Source organism: Maricaulis maris, assembly GCF_049116555.1.
Classification (GTDB): Bacteria; Pseudomonadota; Alphaproteobacteria; order Caulobacterales; family Maricaulaceae; genus Maricaulis; species Maricaulis maris_C.
In genome coordinates this window covers 39,437-62,188 of the sequence record NZ_JAGDYT010000004.1, presented here as the reverse complement: position 1 = coordinate 62,188, position 22,752 = coordinate 39,437, and the positions used below count along the sequence as shown (strand labels likewise).

The window sequence follows — 22,752 nt, the reverse complement described above, 5'->3', positions numbered from 1 at the left end:
GACGAAGCGCCGCACCCAATGGATTTTTTCATTCGCAGCCCAAAAGGCCCTACATCCTGAACCGGATGTGATCTGCCCAGAAACGCTCGATGCGCGCCAGCGCGGTATTGATTGCCGGCATTTGCTCGACATCGACACCACCGACGGGATTCAGGGATGACCCCTGACGCTCGAACAACTTGTTCAGATGTGCACACACCGCAAAACCGCTATCGGTCAGGCTTACCCGCACGGCGCGGCGATCAACAGCCGAACGCTCGTGCCGGATATAACCGGCATCGACCAGCTTCTTGAGATTGTAGGACACATTGGAGCCGAGATAATGGCCACGGGTCCGCAGTTCTCCCGCCGTCAATTCCTGATCACCGATATTGAACAGGAGCAGAGCCTGGACACTGTTCAGATCGTCCAGACCCTCTCGGTCGAGCTCGTCCTTGACCACATCGAGCAATTGCCGGTGGAGGCGCTCCACCAGTTGAAGAAGCTCAAGATAATCGGAACTCGGCGCCGCCTCCGGTGCCACGCTTTCTGCCATCGCCATCACACACACTCCAACCGATCTTTGATGATCGTTATATTGCTTACGTTGATGACATTAGCGGCAAAGCGCGAAAATCCCCTTAACAGGCTTGGTTAAATTGGTGTCAACGCGCACCCCAGCTGCCATCCAGCAGCTTGTAGATGCCTGAGAAGTCGGCCGATCCACCGCCAAGATTGTCAAACATCGCATAGAGCGCCTCGGCCTGGGCACCCAGCGGTGTTGTGGCGCCGGCACTCTGTGCCGCGTCCTGCGCAAGCTTGAGGTCCTTGAGCATCATCGCTGTCGCAAAGCCTGGCTGGTAGCCATGATTGGCCGGCGTGGTCGGGATCGGCCCCGGGACCGGGCAATAGGCCGTCATCGACCAGGACTGGCCGGACGCCTTGGACGAAATATCGAAGAAGTTCTGCTGGTCCAGACCGAGCTTCTCGGCCAGCGCGAAGGCCTCACACGTCCCGATCATGGTGATGGCCAACAGCATGTTGTTGCAGATCTTGGCGGCCTGGCCGGCACCGACATCGCCCGCCCGGATCACCGCCTTGCCCATCGCGTCGAGAATGGGTTCAGCCGCTGCGAAATCCCCCTCGCTGCCGCCGACCATGAAGGTCAGCGATCCGCCCTGGGCAGCGGCGACCCCGCCGGAGACGGGTGCGTCGACAAAGCGGAAGCCCTTTTCCACCGCCAGCCCCCCGACATGGCGGGCGCTGTCCACATCAATCGTCGAACAATCGAGGAAGAGCGTGCCCGGTGCGGCGGCGTCGAAAATCTGGCCTTCATAGACACCCCGCACATGTTTGCCCGCGGGCAACATGGTGACCACCGCGTCTGATCCGGCAACGGCGTCCGGGGCGCTGGCGGACGCAACAGCGCCCTGCCCGACTGCCTGGGCGACGGCGTCGGGGCTGAGATCAAACGCGTGAACCTCATGCCCGGCCTTGACCAGGTTTGCGGCCATGCCGGATCCCATGTTTCCAAGTCCGATAAAGGCGATGCGGGCCATGTTGTACTCCCCGTTGATAGTGGTGGTCTTTGTGGTGTCTTGTTGGTGGTCTTTGTGAGGTGTCCGTCAGGCGTCGGCGAGAAAGCTCATCTCATGGGCCTCATCGAGCGGCGCAAACGCCGTGGCGATCTCGCTGTCAGCCGCGACAGGCGACCATTTCGGCGACTGGTCCTTGTCGATGATGACGGCGCGCACACCCTCGTAGAAATCAGTCCCAGTCAGGCACCAGCTGGAAACCCGCAGGTCCTGCCGCATCACATCCTCGAAGGAGAGATCGGCGCCCTTGCGCAGGCAGGCCAGCGTCAGCTTCAAGGCTGTCGGGGACTTGGTGCCGAGGATTTTCGCCTGCTTGGCCGACCAGGCATCGCCCGCGGCCTCGATGCGAGCGACGATGTCTTCAACGCTGTCGCCGGCGAAGGCCGCGTCGATCAGCCCACCGGTCACCGACAGGTCGCTGTCACCAGGATCACCGGAGAATTCCTCCAGCAGGACTTCCAGCGCGTCTTCGCCGCTGAGGTCGGCGCTCTCGAGCGCTTCGATGAGCGCGTCATACTGGCCGGAGGGGCAGTAGTGCGTCGCCAGACCCGCCGCGACGCAGTCCGGCGCTTTCAGGCGCGCACCGGTCAGGCCCATCCAGGTGCCGATCTCGCCCGCCAGGCGCGGCAGGAAATAGGCCCCGCCGACATCGGGGTGAAAGCCGATACCGGTTTCCGGCATGGCAAACATCGTCCGGTCACCGGCGACCCGGTGTGAACCGTGTACTGACACGCCAACACCGCCGCCCATGGTGATGCCATCGATCAGCGCCACATAGGGTTTGGGATAGTGATGGATCAGCGTGTTGAGCTGGTACTCATCGCGCCAGAACAGCCAGGCCTTGTCGTCGCCCGCCTTGCCGGAATTGTGCAACTGAAGAATATCCCCGCCGGCGCAGAACCCCTTCTCGCCAGCCCCGTCAACGACGATGGCCTTCACGCTGTCATCATCCCGCCAGGCCTGCAGCGCCTCGACCATCATGAGGCACATGCCATGGCTGAGCGCATTGAGCGCCTTGGGGCGGTTCAACGTGATCCGGCCGACCTGGCCGATCTTGCGGGCGATGATTTCGGGGTCGTCGGTCATGTTGGCTCCGCTCTATTCATTCAAATCGTGACAGGGGATGGCGTGCGCGCGAGCGGCGGTCAACAGGGCGCGATCACGAGAGACCAGTTCGGCCTCGGATTCCACAGCGAGGGCGAGATAGGCCGCGTCAAACAGGCTCAGGCGCAGATCAAGTGCCAGCGGTGCGAGACTGAAAATTTCACTCGCCGAGCGGGACCGGGAGAACGCGATTCCCAATTGGTCGAGAATTGCCATCGCGCTGTCGAACTCCAACGCCCCGGCCAGCGAGAAACGCCGGAAGAGATTGGCCATCTCCCAAGCGAAGACATCCGGGGCAATCAATTCGTACGTGACGAGTCGTTGCTCAAAGGCCGCACTGCGCCGCCCGGACTGTGATGCAACGAACCAGCTGATCGCGGCCGATGCGTCGACGACAAGCCGGGTCACTTCCGCATCTCGTCTTTCAGCTCGTCCCAGGACAAACCGTCCAGCTCAGGTGCCGCCTTCTGGCTGTCGCGAAAAGCCTTCAATCGTGCTGCCAATGTCTCGCCCGACAGGCGCGGCGGTACGGCATAAGCCACGTCTTTCGACAAGACCGCCACGCGCTTGCCATAACGGGTAATCACAATCGGCCCCTCACCCCGCTCGATCATTTCCAGCAGAGCGGAGAGCCGCGTCTTGGCTTCCAGAACCCCGATTTCGATCATGCAAGACTCCTGACCAGAATGATGGTCAGATCATAACCCGAAACACGTCATCGGAACAGGCCGGTTTTCCGCTACTTCATCACATCCTTGGCAATAATCACCCGCATGATCTCGTTGGTGCCTTCCAGGATCTGGTGGACGCGGAGATCACGCACAATGCGCTCGAGCGGGTAGTCCTGGAGATAGCCATAGCCGCCATGCAGCTGCAGGGCCTGGTTGGCGACGTCGAAACAGGTATCGGTGGCGAAGCGTTTGGCCATGGCACAGAACTTCGCGGCTGACGGATCGCCGGCATCGATCGCCGCGGCGCCGCGATAGAGCATCATGCGGGAGGCTTCGAGCTCGGTTGCCATGTCGGCCAGCTTGAACTGGGTGACCTGGAACTGCCCGATCTCGCGGCCGAACTGCTTGCGCGTGCCGACATAGTCTTTTGCCAGCTCGAAGGCTTCGGTCGCGCCGCCCAGCGAGCAGGCACCGATATTGATGCGGCCGCCATTGAGGCCCTTCATCGCCAGGGTGAAGCCCATGCCCTCTTCGGCGAGCAGGTTCGCGGCGGGAACGCGGCAGTCCTCGAAGGTGACGACGCGGGTCGGCTGGGCATTCCAGCCCATCTTCTTTTCATTGGCGCCGAAGGAGAGGCCAGGCGTGCCCTTCTCGACCACAATGGTCGAGATACCCTTGGGACCGTCACCGCCGGTACGACACATGACGACATAATAATCCGACGTGCCGGCGCCCGAGATAAAGGCCTTGGCGCCGTTGAGCACATAATCATCGCCATCGCGGACGGCCCTGGTGCGCAGCTGGGCGGCATCCGACCCGGCGCCCGGCTCGGTCAGGCAATAGGAGGCGATCTTTTCCATCGTCATCATGCCGGGAAGGAATCGCTGACGCTGTTCCTCATTGCCCCAGCTGTCGATCATCCAGGCGCACATATTGTGGATCGACAGGAAGGCGGCCGTCGGCACACAGCCGCGCGACAATTCTTCAAAGATGATCGCGGCATCGAGGCGCGACAGGGCGGACCCGCCAACATCCTCGGCGGTATAAATCCCGGCAAAACCGAGCTCGGCAGCCTCGCGCATCACCTCGACAGGGAAGTATTTCTCTTCGTCCCACTTGGCCGCATGGGGCTTGAGACGGTCCTCGGCGAATTTTCTCGCCATGTCGCGGATCAGGGTCTGATCTTCTGTGAGAGCGAAATCCACAGCAGTACTCCTGTTGCTATTCGATTGTTTGGCGGACAAATCTTGCCCGACGGCTTTGGCCGGAGCCGTAACGCGGGTTTGCCGCGGCGGCAAGTTTGATATGTCATTGCAGACGAAGAAGACCAGAGGCCGACATGTATCCCAATACCCGCCTTCGCCGCACCCGCCAGGCCGACTGGTCGCGCCGCCTCGTGCGCGAAAACACCCTGTCGGTGAATGACCTGATCTGGTCGGTCGTGGTCTCGGACACCGCCGACCCGGTCGAGCCGGTCGCCGCCATGCCCGGCGTTGAACGCCTCTCCCTCGCTGCACTGGCGAAGGCAGCGAAGGAAGCCCAGGACCTGGGCATACCGGCCATGGCGATCTTTCCCCATATCGACCCGGCCAAGAAGGACGACGCCGGCTCCGAAGCGCTCAATCCGGACGGGCTCGTCCCCAACGCCATCCGCACCATCAAGGACGCCGCCCCCGATCTCGGCGTGATTTGCGATGTCGCGCTCGACCCGTTCACCACGCATGGCCATGACGGGATCCTGCAGGGCGACCGGATCGCCAATGACGAGACCGTCGAACGGCTGATCGAACAGGCCCTGATCCAGGCCGATGCCGGCTGTGATGTGGTCGCCCCGTCCGACATGATGGACGGCCGCATCGGTGCCATCCGCGAGGCGCTGGAAGGCGAAGGCCATCACGACACGATGATCCTCTCCTATGCCGCCAAATACGCGTCGGGCTTTTACGGCCCTTACCGCGAGGCGATCGGCTCGGCAGCCGCGTTGAAGGGCGACAAGCAGACCTATCAGATGGACCCGTCCAATCGCGATGAATGCCTGCGCGAGGTCGAACTCGACATCGCCGAGGGCGCCGACATGGTCATGGTCAAGCCCGGCCTGCCCTATCTCGACATCGTCCGCGCCCTCTCCGACACGTTCCCCGTTCCCGTCTATGCCTTCCAGGTCTCCGGCGAGTACGCGATGATCGAAGCCGCTGCCGCCAATGGCTGGATCGATGGCGACCGGGTCATGATGGAAAGCCTGCTGGCCTTCAAGCGGGCCGGCGCGGCGGGCGTGGTGACGTATTTTGCACGGCGGGCGGCGATGAAGCTTGGCGGGTAGAAGCATACTTCATGGCTTGGGGACGCATGAAATGTCTCGGCTGCGGCTATGTGTTTGACGGCTACGTCGCCGAACTCAAGGACCAAAGACGGATGCTGGGGTGAGTTGGAGAACCGGTCAGGCACTATGGTGATTTGGCCCAGTACACCGGCAGCCATCCCATTCCCCGCTGTCCGGAATGCAACGTCCGGCAGCGCATGGCATTCTGGCCCTTCATGCCCATCGCCTGCTCCTTCTTTCTCACGTGGCTCGCCGGCATGGTCATGATGATCGCCTCGATACCCGACAAAATTCCTGCCGAGGTTGTCGCGCCCTTCCTATGGTTTGCGGGTGGCTGCTTTGTCGTGAGCGTGATGTTTGCGATCGTTTTTCATTCGATTGCCAAACCGATCCGGTGCTAGCGCCTGCGGCGCACACCCCGCCCTAAACCGCTTGCCGGGAGTCCGCCGTATCCGGTTCTTGAGCTCAAGGGTTTCAACCGCGGAGCGGCGCTGCGCGCCCTTGACCTCAAGAACCGGATACGGCCCGCTGGCTGACAAGCGATTAATGGATGATTTCGCGCGGCGCGCGAATTGCGACCTACATAATGTGAGATCTGGTTGTCATCCCGGCCACCCGCCTTCGCGGGCACAGGCTCCTGTCCTGCGAAAGCAGGCCGCAGAGCCGGGACCCATACGCGCTGATATCGGCCACACCGGGCTTACAGGTCCCGGATCTGCGCCCTGGTCAAGTCAGGGCTCCGTCCGGGATGACCAGGAGGTTGAGTTGCGATGTTGAGCGCCGCGTGCACCGCAAACATGGCAGCGTTCCGCGAACACGGTAATCTCCCGCCAACCTCAACTTCCCGGACCTGCCCATGACCAAACCTTCCCGCACCACTCTCGCCGTCCAGGCCATGCACGCGATCGACCCGATAACCGGCGCGGTGATCCCGCCGATCCACCCGGCGACGACCTTTGCCCGCGGGACAGACAACCAGCTGATCGGGGAGCAGGACTATCGCCGCCCGGAAGGCCCGACCGAAAAACAGGCGGCCATGGTGCTGGCCATGCTGGAGGGGGCACCCGAGGCCAAGCTGTTTTCCTCCGGTATGGCGGCGATCGCGGCCGTAATCGAAAGTGTGCCGAGCGGCGGGCATGTGATCGCCCAGACCGAAATGTATTACGGGGCCAAACTGCTGATGCAGCGGGCGGCCGCAAAGAAACGGATCACGCTCGATCTCGTCGCCCCGGGCGATCTGACTGCCCTCACCGCTGCCGCGCGGCCCGAAACCGATCTGATCTGGATCGAGAGCCCGGCCAATCCGTCCTGGGCGGTCGTCGACATTGCCAAGGCGGCGGAGATTGCCCACACCGTCGGCGCGACACTGGGCGTTGATTCCACCTGCGCCCCGCCCTGCACCACCCAGGCCCTGACATTAGGCGCCGATATCGTCATGCATTCGGCAACCAAATATCTCAACGGCCATTCCGACGTGCTGGCCGGCGTTCTGGCGACGCGTGAGATCAATGAGCGCTGGGAGGAGATCGGCGAGATCCATTCCAGGACCGGCGCTGTCCCCGGCGCGTTCGAGACCTGGCTCCTGATGCGCGGCCTGCGCACCCTCTGGGTCCGCTTCGAGCGCCAGAGCGCCAGCGCGCTGGCCATCGCCGAGGCGCTGCAGGAAGAGTCCGGGCTAGACGCCGTGCTCTATCCGGGATTGCCGGAACATCCCGGTCATGCCGTCGCGGCACGTCAGATGACGAATGGTTTTGGCGGCATGCTCTCGCTGCATATTGCCGGCGGCCATGAAGCAGCGGCCCGATTTGCGGCCGCGACAAAACTCTTCACGCAAGCGACTTCGCTGGGCGGAGTGGAAAGCCTGGTCGAGCACCGCAAGCCGATCGAGGGGCCGGACAGTCCGGTGGCTGAGAATCTGGTGCGGCTGTCGGTGGGGCTGGAGGATCCGGCTGATCTGCTCGCTGACCTTCGCCAGGCGCTTGCGGCCGGTTCCAAAGCGGTCTAGCGACCTACGCTTCACCATCTGGAGCGTTTATGCGCCGCCTTTCTGATTCCTGATACGGCCAGCCCGTCCTTTGACCGGGCAGGCTGGCTTGATTGAAGACCGTTCGCGACCCGCGTTGCGAACGAACGGTATTTCTTTATCAGGAACAAGACATTGCAAGAACAATCCAACGTACGACTTCGGCCCGCCACCCGGGCCGATGCCGATCCGCTTGAAGCGCTTTCCGCGCGGACCATCCGGGTCAGATATCCCGACATCATTGGTGCCGATACCGTCGAGGCCTATATCGCCTCTGGCGCTATCGCGGCCTATTATCGCGACAATGTCGCGACCCTCACCATCGCTGAGTGTGAGGGAGTTCGGGTCGGGGCCTGCGCCACGAAACCGGGTCGGATCGATTTGATGATGGTCGACCTCGACTTTCATCGCGCGGGGATCGGGAAACGATTGCTCGATCACGGCGAGGCCAGACTGTTCGGCGAGAGCGACCAGATCGTGCTCGACTGTTTCCGGGACAATGATCAGGCGCGACGCTTCTATGCCAAGCATGGATGGCAAGAGGGTCGCCTGTTCACCGACCCGGAGAGCGGCATCGAGATGATCGAGCTTAACAAGGCCAGACCCGTCGACTTCACAGCCTGACCTGACAAACGGGGTGTCGCGCGGCGCGCAAATGCGCTGCGCGACATCCGTCCCCTCCGGATCGGCGGCACCTTGCCGGTCAATCGCCCAGCTTGATGGCCGGCAAAGACCATTTGAACTGGATCGCGCAGCCGCGCAGGACCAGCGCGAGAAGCGCGGAACCGAGCGTGACAAGGCTGGGATTGAGACCCAGCGTCATGCCGCCGACATAGGCGGCGGCACCGGCCAGGGCGGCGAGGGCATAAATGTCCTCACGCAGAACCAGCGGCACGTCATTGACGATAATGTCCCGCAGCAGACCGCCAAAGGCGGCACTCATCATTCCGGTCAGCAGCGCGATGGTCCAATGGGCCCCGGCCGCCAGACCGGCCTGGGCGCCCAGGACGCAAAAGACCGACAGCCCGATCGCGTCCGCCCAGATCAGGGCTGCACGCCGCGTCGCAAAGGCCTGCGCCCAGGGCGATGTGAAATAGCCCAGCAATGCGCCAGACACCGCAACGGCGAGATAGGTCGGCTCGGCGATCCAGTAGACCGGCAGGGAACCCAGAAGAATGTCGCGCAATGTTCCGCCGCCCATTCCGGTCACCGCGCCGATAATGGCTGCACCAAAGGGATCAAGCGCCTTGCGGGCCGCCAGCATGCCGCCGGAATAGGCGAAGAAGCCGATCCCTGCGTAGTCGAGAAGGATGAAGAGGAGTTCGATACTCACGCGGCGCTCGCGGCAGCTTTCCGGTGGTTACGCAAAGCCCGTCGGGCCTGTTCCAGTTTCAACAGGTCCGCCAGATCGCGCGCCCGCCAGGAGGCCGCCATCATGATTCCGCTGGCCACCATCCAGCCTCCGATAATGAAGATCAAAGTATCAAGCCGCTCGAATCCAAGCTGCTGCCAGATAGTCGGATCCAGCTCGGAAATACCGAATACGGCGGCAACAGGGATCGAAACGATCAGCAGGGCCGTCGATCGGAATATTCGCTCGGCCCGGTCAGCATTGAGCTGCGACCACGCCGCCATGAAATCGATTTGTGCGTCATCGAGCCCTCCGAGCAGGCCCAGACCGAGCTTCCAGTGCCGGGTCCGCATCAGGGTCGACATCTGGTCATTGGACAGTTGATAGACCATTCGCCGGGTGAAGCTTGCAAACACGATCAGACGCCAGACCGCGAACAATTTGGTCAGCCGTTTCCAAACGCCCATCACCACCGGATCGTTGGCGATATAGCCCTTCGGTTCGCTCATGCCTTGCTCCCGCCCCCCGGACGCTCAAGGCGGGCGATCAGCGAGGACGTATCCCAGCGATTGCCACCCATGGCCTGAACGTCGGCATAGAATTGGTCAACCTGGGCAGCGACCGGAAGGGTCGCGCCATTGCGGCGGGCCTCGTCCAGGGTGATGCGGAGGTCCTTGCGCATCCAGTCAATGGCGAAGCCATAGTCGAACTTGCCGGCGACCATGGTCTCCCAGCGATTCTCCATCTGCCAGGACTGGGCTGCGCCCTTCGAGATCGCGCCGATTACCAGAGCCGGATCAAGACCGGCACGCTGGGCAAAGTGCAGGCCTTCGGACAAGCCCTGGACAATACCGGCGATACAGATCTGGTTGACCATCTTGGCCAGCTGCCCGGACCCGGCCGGGCCGATCAGCGAGATCGCCTTGGCATAACTGTCCATCACCGGTTCTGCCGCGGCGAATGTGTCTGCCTCGCCGCCACACATGATGGTCAGCTGCCCGCTCTCGGCGCCGGCCTGCCCGCCGGATACGGGCGCGTCGACAAAGCCGATCCCGGCATCCCGTGCCTGGACGTCTAGCTCGCGCGCCAGTTCGGCGGAGGCGGTCGTGTGATCGATGAGGACTGCGCCCGGCTTCATGGCGGGTATGGCGTGCTCGGCCACACGACGTACATCCGGATCATCACCCAGGCACATGAGAACGAAATCCGCATCGCCGACAGCGGCCTCCACGGTCTCGGCGGACTTGCCGGGATGGCGCCCGGCCCAGTCGGCAGCCTTGCGGGCGGTGCGGTTCCAGACCGTCACCTCATGTCCCGCGCCGGCCAGATGGCCCGCCATCGGGAAACCCATCACACCGAGACCCAGAAATGTGCAGCGTGCCATTGCGCTCTCCCCAATCACCTGCCCCCTTGCTAGTCTCGACGCGAATGGGGAGCAAGTCATCATGATCAAACGTGTTCTGCGCTATCTCGGCTGGGCCGTGGGAGGACTGGTCTCGCTTGTGCTCGTCGCCGCCCTGATCATCGGCAATCGCCTGTACGCCTCCCTGCCGCAAACCAGCGGCGTGATCGAGATGGCCGGACTGGACGCCGAGGCCAGTATTGTGCGGGACGGCCACGGCGTGCCCCACATCTTCGCCGAAACGGATCATGACGGTTTCTACGCCATGGGGGTCGCCCATGCCCAGGACCGTCTCTGGCAGATGGAAATCACGCGGCGGGCCCTGCGCGGCCGGCTTGCCGAAATTCTCGGCGAGCCCGGTCTCGAGACAGATGTCTTCTTCCGGACAATGGGGCTGGGGAACGCCTCTGACACGGCGATTGCCAATCTGCCCGCCGACATACAGGCCGCGCTGGAGGCCTATACAGACGGCGTCAATGCTGTGATGAGCGCGCCGGGCTTCGTCCCGCCGCCGGAATTCCAGATCCTGATGTTCGAGCCCGAGCCCTGGCAGCCAGCCGACACGGTCGTGGTCTACAAGGCGATCGCGCTCGACCTGTTCGGCAATGCGTTCCAGGAACCGCGCATGGCCGCACTCATCGCCCAACTCGGCGAGCAGCGCACGGCTGAGTTCATCGGCCGCTATCCCGACGATGCTCCCCGATCCCTGACCATGGCCGATATCGGCATCGAGGCCACGAGCCTGCCCCCGGCCGACGAGCCAGCGCCGGTCATGGGGCCGGAGGACACCGGCCGTGACGGTTCGAACAACTGGGTCCTGGCGGGCTCACGCACCACAAGCGGACGGCCCATTCTCGGCAATGATCCGCATCTTGGGCTGGCCGCGCCGGCGATCTGGTATCTGGCCAGGCTGACAACACCGGATGGCTCCGTTGTCGGCGCCACCCTGCCCGGCACGCCTTTCGTGACGCTGGGGCGGACCGACGAAATCGCCTGGGGCTTCACTAATACCGGCCCGGATGTCGGCGATCTCCATGCGGTCACCGAGGCCGAGGTCACCGGTCAGCGCGAGGAGCATATCCGCGTGCGCTTCGGCGATGATGTCACCATCCTGCGTCGCGAGACCGCGACCGGGCCCGTCCTCGATCCGGCGCATTTCAGCTATCCTGTCCCCGAGGGCAGCGACTTCTTTGCTCTGCAATGGATGCTCGACGAGCCCGATGACGCCACGGCGGGCGTCGGCCTTCACATCATCGAAGCCGATGAATGGGATGATTTCGTGAATGCCATTCGTGGTTTCGTCGCCCCCCAGCAGAGCATGGTCTTTGCCGACCGGGACGGCGATATCGGCTTTTACGCCCCGGCGCGCATCCCGGTCCGCGACGAGGACGGCAATTGGGTCTCGACCATCCCCTTCGAGGACCTGCCGCATACTCTCAATCCGGACCGCGGCTTCGTCGCGACTGCCAATAACAAGATCGTTCCCGATGACTATCCGCACTATCTGACGTCGGAATGGTATGGCGTCTCGCGTATTCGCCGGATCTATGACGGGATCAACGCCCAGCCTGTCCATGATCTGGACAGCCTTCAGGCCCTGCAGGTCGATACGGTCAATGACACCGCCCTGAGGCTACTGCCCGTCCTGCTCGAGGCGGAACCGCAGACCGGCGCTGGACGGGCCGCGCTCGCCTTGCTGGCCGAATGGGATGCCGACATGGCCGTCGACCGGGCCGAACCGCTGATCTATTCCGCCTGGATGCGCGAGCTCAGTGCCGAGATTTACGCTGATGAACTCGGCGATCTGTTTTCCGGCTGGCATGGTGACCGCCGCATTTTCATGATGGACGTCCTGACCGGCGATCTGGGGCATTGGTGTGACGATACCACCGTCGACCAAACCGTCACCTGCCACGACCTCACCGGGCCGGCGCTGGACCAGGCCATGGCCGCCGCAATGGAGGCCTATGGGGATAACATTTACGCCTGGCGCTGGGGCGATGTGCACTATGCCCGCCACGCCCATCGACCCTTCTCGGATTTTCCCATCCTGGCGGACTGGTTCACCATCGAGACACCGGTTCCCGGCGATGGCTCAACGGTCAATGTAGCGCATTATTCCTACCGCACCCCCGGCTATGATGTCTTTCACGGCGCCTCCTATCGCGCGCTCTACGACATGGCCGAACCGGATAGCTCGCGCTTCATGATCACGACCGGACAGTCCGGCAATGTCATGTCACCGCATTACGACGATCTGGCGCCACTCTGGGGACGCGGGGAATATATCGAAATCCCGACCGGCTGGACCCTGGAGACCCGCCCGGAAGGCGTATCGGTTCTGACGCTTCAGCCCGGCTCGCAATAGCCCGACCGGTAGAAGACCAGGGCGGGGACATCGCGCGGCGTGTCGAGATCGATCACGCGGCCAAGAAGAATATCGTGGTCCCCGCCAGGATGTACCGCTTCGGCCCGGCAGGTGAAGCGCGCGACGGCGCCATCGATCAATGGCACGATCTCGCCTTGCCAGCCGGTGCGGCACTGCGCCAGATCGGCTTCCAGTGCACAGGCATGGGCAAGCTCCGCCTGGTCGGCGGCCAGCACATTCACGCCCCAATGAGTGGCATTTTCAAAAATGCCATAGCGCTCGCTCGAGCGTTCGATTGACCAGAGCACAAGCGGCGGGTCGAGCGAGACAGAGGCGAAGGAATTCACGGTCATGCCCAGCGCCTTCCCATCAAGGAAAGCGGTCACCACGGCGACGCCGGTGGGATAACGCCCGAGGGCGTCGCGAAATGATCGGCTATCGGCCAAGTGATATCCTTTGTACCCGGGAAGCGGTCCGCTTTCGAAACCGGACCTTAACGCTAACGGTCTACAAGACGCGAAGGTAAATAAACAAGGTGGGTGGACATGGCAGCCTCGGATCAGCCGATTGTCATCAAGAAAGTCATCAAGGGCGGCGGCGGCGGACACCATGGTGGCGCCTGGAAAGTGGCCTATGCCGACTTTGTCACCGCGATGATGGCCTTTTTCCTCCTCATGTGGCTCATCAATACCACCACACCCGAACAAAAGCGCGGCATTGCGGACTATTTCGCGCCGGCCAGCGTATCCCCGTCCAACTCCGGTTCCGGCGCTCCGCTTGCGGGTACATCCCCCGGCGATGACGGCGTTCAGGGATCAGGCGACAGCTCACAGCGCCAGCGCCTTGCGCCAACCGCGCCGCAGCTCAATGACCGGGACCGCCAGGAAACGCCGGAAGGGTCGCCGGAAGCTGTCGAGTCGGTCACCGAGATCACCGCTTCTGCCATGGCCGAGGCGCAACAGCGCCGCGATGCCGCCGAATTGCATTCAGCATCCATGTCCTTGCGTCAGGCCATGCAGGACATGCCGGAACTCGCCGAGCTCTCCAATCACGTCCTCATCGACGAGACGCCGGAAGGCCTGCGTATCCAGCTGGTCGACCAGGAAGGCCGTCCGATGTTCGATCCGGGTGCGGTTGTGCCCAATGAGCGTGCCGTGACCTTGCTGCGCGCCGTCGCCCGCATTGCCGAGCGCCTGCCGAACCGCCTGTCCATTGCCGGTCACACCGACAGCGCTCCGTCGGCGCCGGGGGCGGACTACACCAATTGGGAATTGTCCGCCGATCGTGCCAATGCTGCGCGGTCAGTCCTGCAGCGCGCCGGGATTTCCGACGACCGCGTTTATGAGGTGCGTGGCAAGGCCGGGTCCGAGCCGCTTTATCCGGACGACCCGTACATGCCGGGCAATCGCCGCATCTCGGTTGTGTTGCTGCGCGAAGCCCCGGTTATGCCGAACGGGCACGAACTCTAGGCGACAGAGAGCCTTCCAGCGAGTTTCTCGAAGGCTTGTGTCCAGCCGCCCTCGCCGGCACTGCCGGCCGGGACGCCAATATGGGTCATGACCATGACGGTGTTCCCGTCACGCTCGGCGAGATCGACAATCACCTCGGTAATGTCCGGCGTCCCCGCCGGCATGCCCATTGCGGCCGGCGACAGGATATTCCCATCCGGGTCGCACATGCTTTCCGTGTATCGAAGCCGGTGTGGCGCCGCCAATTCCTTGAAAACACCCGTGAACCACATCGTCATCGAGCGATCCGGTGCCTGCATCTGCATGCAGATCTTGCGGACGCCACCGACGCTCAGATCCATCTCGGCAGTCGGAACCGAGAAACCTTTCGGCCCATACCAGGCCCTGAAAAAGTCGGGATCAGTCCACATTCGCCATACCGTGTCGATCGGCGCCTCGAGCACACGCTCGATCCTCACCCAATTCTGATCATCATTCGTCATTGCTATTCCTTTCCTCCACCGCGCTGATCATGCCGGCCATTGTGTCAAATCGCGCCTGCCAGATCCGGCCGTATTGGGATGTCCAACTGGCAGCAGCCTCGAGCGGTTCGGCATTCAGCTGACAGGGTCGGAACTGCGCGCGCCGGCCACGCGTGATCAGGCCGGCCGCCTCAAGAACGCGCAGATGTTTTGAGATCGCGGGCAGGCTCATGGCAAACGGCTCCGCCAATTCGTTCACGGTCGCGTCCGCCTCGGCAAGCCGCTCGATCAATTGGCGGCGAACCGGATGAGCGAGGGCCGAGAAGACGCTGTCGAGATGCGCTGAGTCATTCATGCCGTCTTATTAAACCAATTGATTATTAAACCAAGTGGGAAAATACACTGCGTGCGCGCTCCGGCGGGGTATCCAACGTCCGGACCGTCCCCCGTCGGTGGCCAGGACCGTCGCCGGCACAACGTCTGCAGAAGCGTTCACGAAAGGCTTCGCAAGCGCCGGGAACGCATGCTAGCGTTTTGACATGGACATAGCGGGTCCATGGCTTCCAGAAATTCGCGATGATTGAATCAGCGTCACTCGATGTGTGGCAAATGTGGGCAATTCTCGGCGGTCTCGTGCTGGCGATTGTCTTCTACGTCTGGGACAGGGTTCCGATCGAGATCGTTTCGGCCTCGATCGTCGCCGTCCTCATGGCCTTTTTCCACATCTTCCCGCTCGCGACGGGAAATCCGAGTGCGGCCGATCTTCTGGCCGGCTTCGCCAATCCGGCCCTCTTCACGATCCTCTGCCTGCTGATTGTTGGTCAGGGCATATTCCAGACCGGCGCGATGGAAGGGCCAACCCAGCGCCTGCTGGATTCCTTTGACCAACACCCCAAGATCACCCTGCTCGGCATGTTCGCCTTTGTCTTCGTGATCTCGGCCTTCATCAATAATACGCCTGTCGTCGTGATGTTCGTGCCGATCCTTGTGGCGATCGCGAAACGGATGGAGAAAAGCCCGTCCAAACTCCTGATTCCGCTTAGCTATGTCTGCATCCTGGCCGGTATGACCACCCTGATCGGCTCCTCGACCAACCTTCTGGTGGCCGACACGCTCCTCAATGTGACCGGCGAGCAGCTGGCATTCTTCAGCCCGTCCATGCCCGGCCTCTTCCTGGCGGCTGTCGGCGTTGTCTACATCATCTTCGTCCTGCCCCACCTGCTGCCCGACCGCGCCTCCATGGAGAGCGAAATCGCTGGCGGTGCGGGCAAGCAATTCATCGCCCAGCTGGAAGTCACCGGAGATCATCCCCTGGTCGGCAAGAAGCCGGTTGCCGGCATGTTCGCTGACCTTCCCGACATGACGGTGCGCATGATCCAGCGGGGCGAGCACGCGCTCCTGCCGCCATTTGACCAGATCGAGCTCAAGTCCGGCGATTTGGTGATCGTCGCCGCTACGCGCCAGACCCTGACCAACCTGCTCGCCAAGCGGGCCGATTTCCTGCGCGGCATGCTGGAAGCCTCCGGGCCGGGCGACAATCCCAATCCTGGCGAAAACCTGGTTATGGCCGAAGCCGTCGTTGCGCCGGGTTCTCGGGTGATTGGCCGCACAATCCGGCAGATCGGCTTTCGCCACGCGACCGGCTGCATCGTCCTGGGCATTCAACGACGGTCCCGCATGATCCGCTCACGCATGGGTGAAATCCGCCTGGAAGCCGGCGACACGCTGCTTCTTTTCGGGGCCTCGTCCTCATTGCGTGGATTGCGGGCTGACCGCGACCTCCTGATCATGGAATGGGCGACCAAATCCATCGCTGATCCGCGCCGCGCCAATCTCGCCCGGGTGGTCTTTGGCGGCGTCGTGCTCACGGCCGCAACCGGCATCCTGCCCATTGTGCTGGCGTCCTTCCTCGGCGCCGTCGCGATGATACTCGCCGGGTGCCTCAATACCCGGCAGGCCGCGCGCGCCTTCGACATGCGGGTCTATTTGTTGATCGGCTCGGCGATCGCCCTCGGTACGGCGATGCAGGTCACCGGCGGCGCCGATCTCATGGCCACTGCGGTGGTGAGCGCCTTCGCCCCCTTTGGACCGGTGGTCCTGATGTCGGCGCTATTCCTGCTGATTGCTGTATTGACCAATGTCCTCTCGAACAGCGCCACGGCGATCCTGTTTACGCCGATTGCGGTCGGAGCGGCCCACCAGATGGGGGCCGACCCGACCCTCTTCGCCCTGACCGTCCTCTTCGCGGCAAACACGTGTTTTGCCACTCCAATCGGCTATCAGACCAACCTGCTTGTGATGGGGCCGGGACATTACCGCTTCGCGGACTATCTGCGGGCTGGCGCGCCGATGGTGGTTCTCTTCTGGATTGCCTTCACGGTCTATGTCAGCCTGCTCGACCTGTTCGGCATGGTCTGACCGGCCCGACCCGATCTCTCACCGCCAGCAAGAGGCGACAGGCGTGACACACCCGTTTGCGACCCGGCAAATACCGTTCTTCCTCACGGCCTCGGCGCCGTGCCCCTACCTTCCGGGGCGGTTTGAGCGCAAGGTCTTTACCCGTGTCGAGATCGGCGAGGGCCCGGCCCTAAATGACGCCCTGACCCACGCCGGCTTCCGGCGCTCCCAGGGCGTGCTCTACCGACCGGCTTGCGAGGCCTGCGATGCCTGCAAATCGGTCCGGGTTGATGCCGAGCGCTTTGAGTGGAAGCGGCGCTGGCGCAAAATCCTCAATCGCAATGACGAATTGCGTGTCTCAGTCGAGACCCAGACGGCGACAATGGAGCAGTTCGAGCTGCTCTCGCGCTATCTTGATAGCCGGCATGGCGATGGCGATATGGCCGGGATGTCCTTCGGCGAATACGTCATGATGGTCGAGGAAGGCGCCCAGCGGACACATGTCGCCGAATATCGCGACGCCGACGGCGTTCTGCGGGCCGCCGCGCTGACCGATGTACTCAAGGACGGCCTGTCGCTGATCTACAGCTATTTCGACCCGGATTGGGACCGTCGCAGCCTCGGGGCCTACATCATTCTCGACGCCATCCGCCAGGCTGAATTGGCTGGCCTGCCCTTCGTCTATCTGGGCTATTGGGTGCGCGAGAGCCCCAAAATGAGCTACAAGGCGCAATTCCAGCCGCTGCAAGTTTTAACGCCCTCGGGCTGGCAGCTGCATGCCGAACTCGCTAACCATGAGGACGAGGACGAGCACGACGGTTTCGACTGAGCGAGCGCGCAGCGAAACCCGGGGGAGACAAACATGGATCGACGCACATTCATCAGCGGCGGCGCCGTCGCTGCGGCCACGGTTGCAACCGCTTGCGGGGAAACCGGTCAGGAAACATCCACCGGGCCCGAGGCGCCCAACATCAATCGGGGTGTGACCCGCCTGCGCATGGTGACAACCTGGCCGGCCAATTTCCCCGGCCTTGGCACCGCCGCCAATAATGTCGCCGATTACATCAACCGCATGTCCGGCGGTTCGCTGGAAGTGCGTGTCTATGCGGCGGGTGAAATCGTCTCGGCATTCGAGGCCTTCGATGCGGTCTCCGAAGGCACGGCGGACATGTATCACGGCGCCGAATATTACTGGCAGGGCAAGTCGCCGGCCTTCAACTTCTTTACCGCCGTGCCAATGGGCATGACCGCCTATGAAATCATGGGCTGGGTCGAGGCTGGCGGCGGCCAGGCCTTGTGGGATGAATTGTCCGCACAATTCAACATCAAGCCTTTCCAGGCCGGCAATTCGGGCCATCAAATGGGAGGGTGGTTCAAGCGCGAAATCAATTCTCTGGAGGATTTTCGCGGTCTGCGCATGCGCATACCGGGGCTCGGCGGCAATGTGCTGCGCGAGCTGGGCGGCGCGGCGGTCACCCTGTCGGGCGGCGAAATCTATCCGGCGCTGCAATCCGGCGCGATTGACGGCACCGAATGGGTTGGTCCCTGGAATGATCTCGCTTTCGGATTCTATCGCGAAGCCCCCTTCTATTACGGCCCGGGTTTCCACGAGCCGGGCTCCTGCCTCGGCGTCGGCATCAACAAGACGGTCTGGGACGGCCTGGCCAGTGACCACCAGGCAATCATCGCCTCGGCCTGCCGCACTGCGAACAATATCTCGATCGCCGAATTCCAGTATCAAAACGGCCTCGCGCTTGATGTTCTGGTCAATGAACACGGTGTCGAGCTGCGCCAGTTCTCGGACGAGATCTGGACCCAGATCGGACAGATTTCAGAGCAGGTGGTGGCGGATACCGGCAATGCCGATGACATGACCCGCCGCGTCTATGAGAGCTATCTCGCCGCCCGCGACACGATGCGCAGCTGGGGCCGGATCTCCGAAATGCCCTATATGGTCCAGCGCGAACGCGTTCTGGGCGGCTGATCATGCGCGCGGGGGACAGGCTTCTACTGGTCCTGGTCGGGCTGTCACTTGTCCTGCTCGGCCTGGACATGGCGACCGGCGGCGGTGTGGGCAGCGTCGCCGGCACCCACCTGCCTGGCTTTGCCCAGGCCGTCGGCGGGTGGATTGGCCGTATCGGCGTGTGGCTCTCGCCTCTTCTCTTTCTCCCGCTGCTGAGCGGCATTCTCGGGCGCTTTGTCGGCCTTCCCACACCGGTCTGGTCCGTCCAGCGCCGCGCCGTCGCGGTCATCGACACGCTCACGCTGAGTATTGGTGGCGGCGCGCGCTGGTTCGCGCTCGGCCTTGTCCTTGCCACCGCGATCATCGTCATCCAGCGCTATGTCTTCGGCTATGCCTCGACCAAGCTGGCCGAGAGCGTGATCTACATGCATGCCGGACTCTTCCTCTTCGCTTCGGCCAGCACCCTGCTCCAGGGCGGCCATGTGCGGGTGGATGTCTTCTTCGCGAAGATGAGCGAGCGCGGCCGCGCCTGGGTCGACCTCCTGGGAACCTATCTCGCCCTCATCCCGATGAGCGCCCTCATCCTGTGGTCCTCGACAGGCTATCTCAATTCCACCTGGCGCATTCTGGAAAGCTCGCGCGAGAGCGACGGGCTGGCCTTCGTTTTTCTGCTGAAAACCGCCATTCCCGTTTTCGCGATCCTGATGATCCTGCAAGGCGCCTCCATGGCCGCCAGGGCCGCGATGACCCTGGCCAAACAACCATCGCCTGCCTTGCCTGAAGCGATTGACGGGGAGGTCTAGGCCATGAACCTCTTCATCGAACTTCTCCCTTTCCTGATGTTTTTCGCCGCCTTTGCAGCGCTTCTGCGCGGCTATCCGGTCGCCTTCACCCTTGCCGGTGTGGCCCTCGTCTTTGCGCTGATCGGGATGGCCATCGGCGAGTTCGACCCGATCCATTTTCGCGCCTTCCCGCAGCGCATCTACGGCAATCTGATGGAGATGGACCGCTCCATTCTGGTCGCGGTGCCGCTCTTCGTCTTCATGGGCGTGATGCTGGAGAAGTCCAAGATTGCCGAGGAGCTGCTCGAGGCCATGGGCGCGCTTTTCGGGACCATGCGCGGGGGGCTCGGCATCTCGGTGGTGATTGTCGGCGGTCTGCTCGCGGCCTCGACCGGGATTGTTGGCGCGACCGTGGTGACAATGGGTCTTCTCTCCCTGCCCACCATGCTCAAGCGTGGCTATGACCCGGCGCTCGCGACCGGCACCATTGCCGCCTCCGGCACGCTCGGGCAGATCATCCCGCCCTCTATCGTCCTGGTCCTGCTTGGCGACCAGATTTCCAACGCCTATCAGGAAGCGCAGCGCTCGCAGGGCATCTTCTCACCGGACATTGTCTCGGTCGGCGATCTCTTCGCTGGCGCGCTTGTCCCCGGCATCCTGCTCGTCGGTCTGTATATCGGCTACCAGATCGTCATGGCGATCTTCAAACCCGAGAGCGCACCGGCGGCGCCCGCGGGAAGCCAGGTCTCGATTGGCCAGTTGCTGCACGCCCTGGTCCCGCCACTGGCCCTGATTACCGGCGTTCTTGGCTCGATCCTGACCGGCCTGGCAACGCCGACTGAGGCCGCCGGCGTCGGCGCCGTTGGCGCGACCTTCATCGCCGGCGCCCGCAATGCGGGTTCCAAAACCAATCCGCGGCTCGGCCAGCTGGTGAGCTATCTTGGCCTGGCGGCGCTACTGGGGCTGATCGTCCTTGTCGTCATCGCCAATATCGGCGCCGAACGCCGTCTCTATGTGACGGATCTGGGCATGCTTGGTGGCGTGCTGACCGGTGCTCTGGTGGCCATCACTATTGTGGGAGCCGGCTGGAGCCTTGTCCGCCTCAAGCGCTCGGGCGTACTCGACGACGTGATGAGTTCCACAGGCATGATTTCGGCGATGGTCTTCGTGATCCTGATCGGCGCCTCGCTTTTCTCGCTGATCTTCCGCGAACTCGGCGGCGATGACACGGTCGCAGCCGCCCTGCAGGCTGTACCGGGCGGCGTGTTCGGGGCCGTCGCTGTGGTCATGCTGGTCATGTTCATTCTCGGCTTCTTCCTCGACTTCATCGAAATCACTTTTGTGGTGGTTCCGATCGTCGCACCGATCCTGCTCATGATGGGCGTCGACCCGGTCTGGCTGGGCGTGATGATGGCGATGAACCTGCAGACCAGCTTCCTCACCCCGCCCTTCGGCTTCGCGCTCTTCTATCTTCGCGGCGTCGCTCCAAAGACCGTGAAAACCACCGATATCTACCGGGGCGCCATACCCTTCGTCATCATCCAGATCCTGGCCATCATCGCCGTCGCGATCTTCCCCTGGCTGGCCACCGGTCTGCCGGAGTGGCTGTACGGATAGGAGGCGCCATGTCACCGCACCGCAAACTGGAGCTCCAGCGCGCCTTCATCGCCGCACTGGCGCTGATCATTTCCGGCATTTTCCTGTGGATGATCCGGGATTATCTGGCCGCCCTCTTCCTCGCAGGCGTGCTGACGCTTTTCCTCGCGCGACCGCATGACTGGTTATCGGGCAAGCTGGGGGACCGCCGCGGCCTCGCCGCCGGTCTGCTGGTCACCGGCGCCGTGCTCGCCTTCGTCATCCCGGCCACCATCCTGCTGGGCATCGTCGCGGAGCAGGCGATCGACGTCACCGGCATGGTCACACCCTGGGTGCAGGATCAGGTCAGCCAGATCCGGCAGGACGGGCTGGACGGACTTCCGGACTGGCTGCCCTTCCGGGAAGAGATGATCGAATACCAGGCCACGATCACCGCGCAGATCGGCAATCTGGCTGGCACGGTCGGTCGGGTCCTCGTCAATTCCATGCGCGCCGGCACGGGTGGCTTCCTGGTTGCGGCGCTGAACTTCTTCATCCTGGTCTATGCGCTGTTCTTTTTCCTGATGACCGGTCGCGATGCCGCCCGTTCCGCCGTGACCCTGCTGCCGATGACCGTGGACGCGCGCAACCTGTTGGCAGAACGCGCCATCTCAACCATTCGCGCCACGGTGAAGGGCTCCTTCCTGATCGCGCTCGTCCAGGGGGGGCTGACCGGTATCGGCCTGTTCGCAGCCGGCGTGCCGGGTTCGATTTTCTGGGCCGCCGTGGCCGCCCTGCTTTCCATCATCCCGATGATCGGACCGCCGCTGATCTGGGTACCTGCCGCAATCTGGCTGGCCGCCACCGGTCACCCGATCGCCGCCGGAGCGCTGACCGCCTGGGGGGCCATCGTGGTCTCGACATCGGACAATATCCTGCGGCCCATTCTGGTCGGCAAGGACGCCAAGATGTCCGATTTGATGGTGCTGATATCGACCCTGGGCGGGCTGACCCTGTTCGGCGCAGTCGGCATCATCATCGGCCCGGTCATCGCCGCCCTCTTCACCTCCGTCTGGTTCATTTTCCGCGACAGCTTTGCCGGGCTTCTGGAAGTCGATGAGACAGAGGAAATGAAAGACGAGGACGGCGCCGACGGTGAGACCGCCGCACCAAGGCCTGCGTCTGATGATGACGAGGCCGGCACGGGCACGGCCGGCTCGGACGATACCAACACCACCAAGCGCTGATCACCGCCAGACAGACCCGGCAAGGCATCACTCCGCGCCTCATTG

The 22,752-nt window shown here is 62.9% G+C and carries 24 protein-coding genes; 12 read left to right on the top strand and 12 right to left on the bottom strand.

The annotated features are described in order from the left end of the window. Positions 1–49 precede the first annotated feature (49 nt). The 6 genes from ldtR to JXQ94_RS06140 all read right to left on the bottom strand — a co-directional run bounded on the left by ldtR (position 50) and on the right by JXQ94_RS06140 (position 4,554). Entirely contained in the window at positions 50–541 is a 492-nt protein-coding gene (ldtR, locus tag JXQ94_RS06165) for a transcriptional regulator LdtR (protein WP_295690967.1), read from the bottom strand. A gap of 103 nt (positions 542–644) precedes the next feature. After that, positions 645–1,556, bottom strand: coding sequence for a 3-hydroxyisobutyrate dehydrogenase (mmsB, locus tag JXQ94_RS06160; protein ID WP_421923168.1), 912 nt, complete (start codon positions 1,554–1,556; stop codon positions 645–647). 48 nt (positions 1,557–1,604) lie between these two features. Next, entirely contained in the window at positions 1,605–2,660 is a 1,056-nt protein-coding gene (locus JXQ94_RS06155) for an enoyl-CoA hydratase/isomerase family protein (RefSeq protein ID WP_421922912.1), read from the bottom strand. A 12-nt stretch (positions 2,661–2,672) separates the two neighbouring features. Then, positions 2,673–3,086: a type II toxin-antitoxin system VapC family toxin gene (locus JXQ94_RS06150; RefSeq protein ID WP_421922910.1), complete on the bottom strand. Its 414-nt coding sequence runs from the start codon at positions 3,084–3,086 to the stop codon at positions 2,673–2,675. Beyond that, positions 3,083–3,346 carry a type II toxin-antitoxin system Phd/YefM family antitoxin gene (locus JXQ94_RS06145; RefSeq protein ID WP_421922909.1) on the bottom strand — a complete coding sequence of 88 codons (264 nt, stop codon included), beginning with the start codon at positions 3,344–3,346 and terminating at the stop codon, positions 3,083–3,085. The genes JXQ94_RS06150 and JXQ94_RS06145 overlap by 4 nt, the downstream gene beginning before the upstream one ends. Before the next feature lie 71 nt (positions 3,347–3,417). Continuing rightward, the gene (locus JXQ94_RS06140; protein ID WP_421922908.1) at positions 3,418–4,554 is read right to left on the bottom strand and encodes an isobutyryl-CoA dehydrogenase; all 1,137 of its coding nucleotides are present in this window, start codon (positions 4,552–4,554) and stop codon (positions 3,418–3,420) included. Positions 4,555–4,688: 134 nt separating this feature from the next. Here JXQ94_RS06140 and hemB point away from each other — a divergent pair, with 134 nt between their 5' ends. The 4 genes from hemB to JXQ94_RS06120 all read left to right on the top strand — a co-directional run bounded on the left by hemB (position 4,689) and on the right by JXQ94_RS06120 (position 8,316). Then, a complete protein-coding gene (gene hemB, locus JXQ94_RS06135) occupies positions 4,689–5,669 on the top strand; it encodes a porphobilinogen synthase (protein WP_421922907.1) in 981 nt (326 codons plus the stop codon). A gap of 134 nt (positions 5,670–5,803) precedes the next feature. After that, complete coding sequence (locus tag JXQ94_RS06130) at positions 5,804–6,070, top strand: hypothetical protein (RefSeq protein WP_421922906.1); 267 nt, start codon at positions 5,804–5,806, stop codon at positions 6,068–6,070. Positions 6,071–6,525: 455 nt separating this feature from the next. After that, a complete protein-coding gene (locus tag JXQ94_RS06125; RefSeq protein WP_421922905.1) occupies positions 6,526–7,674 on the top strand; it encodes a trans-sulfuration enzyme family protein in 1,149 nt (382 codons plus the stop codon). A 153-nt stretch (positions 7,675–7,827) separates the two neighbouring features. Beyond that, positions 7,828–8,316, top strand: a complete 489-nt coding sequence (locus JXQ94_RS06120; RefSeq protein ID WP_421922904.1) for a GNAT family N-acetyltransferase — start codon at positions 7,828–7,830, stop codon at positions 8,314–8,316. Positions 8,317–8,395: 79 nt separating this feature from the next. On the opposite strand, the gene JXQ94_RS06115 is transcribed toward JXQ94_RS06120, so the two are convergent. The 3 genes from JXQ94_RS06115 to JXQ94_RS06105 are packed head-to-tail and all read right to left on the bottom strand — an operon-like array spanning position 8,396 to position 10,427. Then, positions 8,396–9,025: a trimeric intracellular cation channel family protein gene (locus tag JXQ94_RS06115; protein WP_421922903.1), complete on the bottom strand. Its 630-nt coding sequence runs from the start codon at positions 9,023–9,025 to the stop codon at positions 8,396–8,398. After that, positions 9,022–9,552, bottom strand: a complete 531-nt coding sequence (locus tag JXQ94_RS06110) for a hypothetical protein (protein ID WP_421922902.1) — start codon at positions 9,550–9,552, stop codon at positions 9,022–9,024. Before JXQ94_RS06110 ends, JXQ94_RS06115 begins: the two co-directional genes overlap by 4 nt. After that, on the bottom strand, positions 9,549–10,427 hold the full coding sequence (locus JXQ94_RS06105) for an NAD(P)-dependent oxidoreductase (RefSeq protein ID WP_421922901.1): 879 nt from the start codon (positions 10,425–10,427) through the stop codon (positions 9,549–9,551). Before JXQ94_RS06105 ends, JXQ94_RS06110 begins: the two co-directional genes overlap by 4 nt. 61 nt (positions 10,428–10,488) lie before the next feature. Here JXQ94_RS06105 and JXQ94_RS06100 point away from each other — a divergent pair, with 61 nt between their 5' ends. Further along, complete coding sequence (locus tag JXQ94_RS06100) at positions 10,489–12,813, top strand: penicillin acylase family protein (RefSeq protein ID WP_421922900.1); 2,325 nt, start codon at positions 10,489–10,491, stop codon at positions 12,811–12,813. On the opposite strand, the gene JXQ94_RS06095 is transcribed toward JXQ94_RS06100, so the two are convergent. Continuing rightward, entirely contained in the window at positions 12,795–13,259 is a 465-nt protein-coding gene (locus JXQ94_RS06095) for a flavin reductase family protein (protein WP_421922899.1), read from the bottom strand. The two genes, JXQ94_RS06100 and JXQ94_RS06095, sit on opposite strands and share 19 nt — an antisense overlap. A gap of 99 nt (positions 13,260–13,358) precedes the next feature. Between JXQ94_RS06095 and JXQ94_RS06090 the strand changes: the two genes are divergently transcribed. Then, positions 13,359–14,282 (top strand): flagellar motor protein MotB, encoded by a 924-nt coding sequence (locus JXQ94_RS06090; RefSeq protein ID WP_421922898.1) that lies wholly within the window; start codon positions 13,359–13,361, stop codon positions 14,280–14,282. On the opposite strand, the gene JXQ94_RS06085 is transcribed toward JXQ94_RS06090, so the two are convergent. Then, the gene (locus JXQ94_RS06085; RefSeq protein WP_421922897.1) at positions 14,279–14,764 is read right to left on the bottom strand and encodes an SRPBCC family protein; all 486 of its coding nucleotides are present in this window, start codon (positions 14,762–14,764) and stop codon (positions 14,279–14,281) included. The two genes, JXQ94_RS06090 and JXQ94_RS06085, sit on opposite strands and share 4 nt — an antisense overlap. Further along, on the bottom strand, positions 14,754–15,098 hold the full coding sequence (locus tag JXQ94_RS06080; RefSeq protein ID WP_421922896.1) for an ArsR/SmtB family transcription factor: 345 nt from the start codon (positions 15,096–15,098) through the stop codon (positions 14,754–14,756). Before JXQ94_RS06080 ends, JXQ94_RS06085 begins: the two co-directional genes overlap by 11 nt. A 221-nt stretch (positions 15,099–15,319) precedes the next feature. Here JXQ94_RS06080 and JXQ94_RS06075 point away from each other — a divergent pair, with 221 nt between their 5' ends. The 6 genes from JXQ94_RS06075 to JXQ94_RS06050 are packed head-to-tail and all read left to right on the top strand — an operon-like array spanning position 15,320 to position 22,707. After that, positions 15,320–17,161 (top strand): SLC13 family permease, encoded by a 1,842-nt coding sequence (locus tag JXQ94_RS06075; RefSeq protein ID WP_421922895.1) that lies wholly within the window; start codon positions 15,320–15,322, stop codon positions 17,159–17,161. A 43-nt stretch (positions 17,162–17,204) separates the two neighbouring features. Beyond that, positions 17,205–17,969, top strand: a complete 765-nt coding sequence (locus JXQ94_RS06070) for an arginyltransferase (RefSeq protein ID WP_421922894.1) — start codon at positions 17,205–17,207, stop codon at positions 17,967–17,969. Between the two features lie 33 nt (positions 17,970–18,002). Continuing rightward, positions 18,003–19,124, top strand: coding sequence for a TRAP transporter substrate-binding protein (locus JXQ94_RS06065; RefSeq protein WP_421922893.1), 1,122 nt, complete (start codon positions 18,003–18,005; stop codon positions 19,122–19,124). A 2-nt stretch (positions 19,125–19,126) separates the two neighbouring features. Further along, entirely contained in the window at positions 19,127–19,906 is a 780-nt protein-coding gene (locus tag JXQ94_RS06060; protein ID WP_421922892.1) for a TRAP transporter small permease subunit, read from the top strand. 3 nt (positions 19,907–19,909) lie between these two features. Continuing rightward, positions 19,910–21,502: a TRAP transporter large permease gene (locus JXQ94_RS06055; protein WP_421922891.1), complete on the top strand. Its 1,593-nt coding sequence runs from the start codon at positions 19,910–19,912 to the stop codon at positions 21,500–21,502. A gap of 8 nt (positions 21,503–21,510) precedes the next feature. Continuing rightward, positions 21,511–22,707 carry an AI-2E family transporter gene (locus JXQ94_RS06050; RefSeq protein WP_421922890.1) on the top strand — a complete coding sequence of 399 codons (1,197 nt, stop codon included), beginning with the start codon at positions 21,511–21,513 and terminating at the stop codon, positions 22,705–22,707. Positions 22,708–22,752 lie beyond the last annotated feature (45 nt).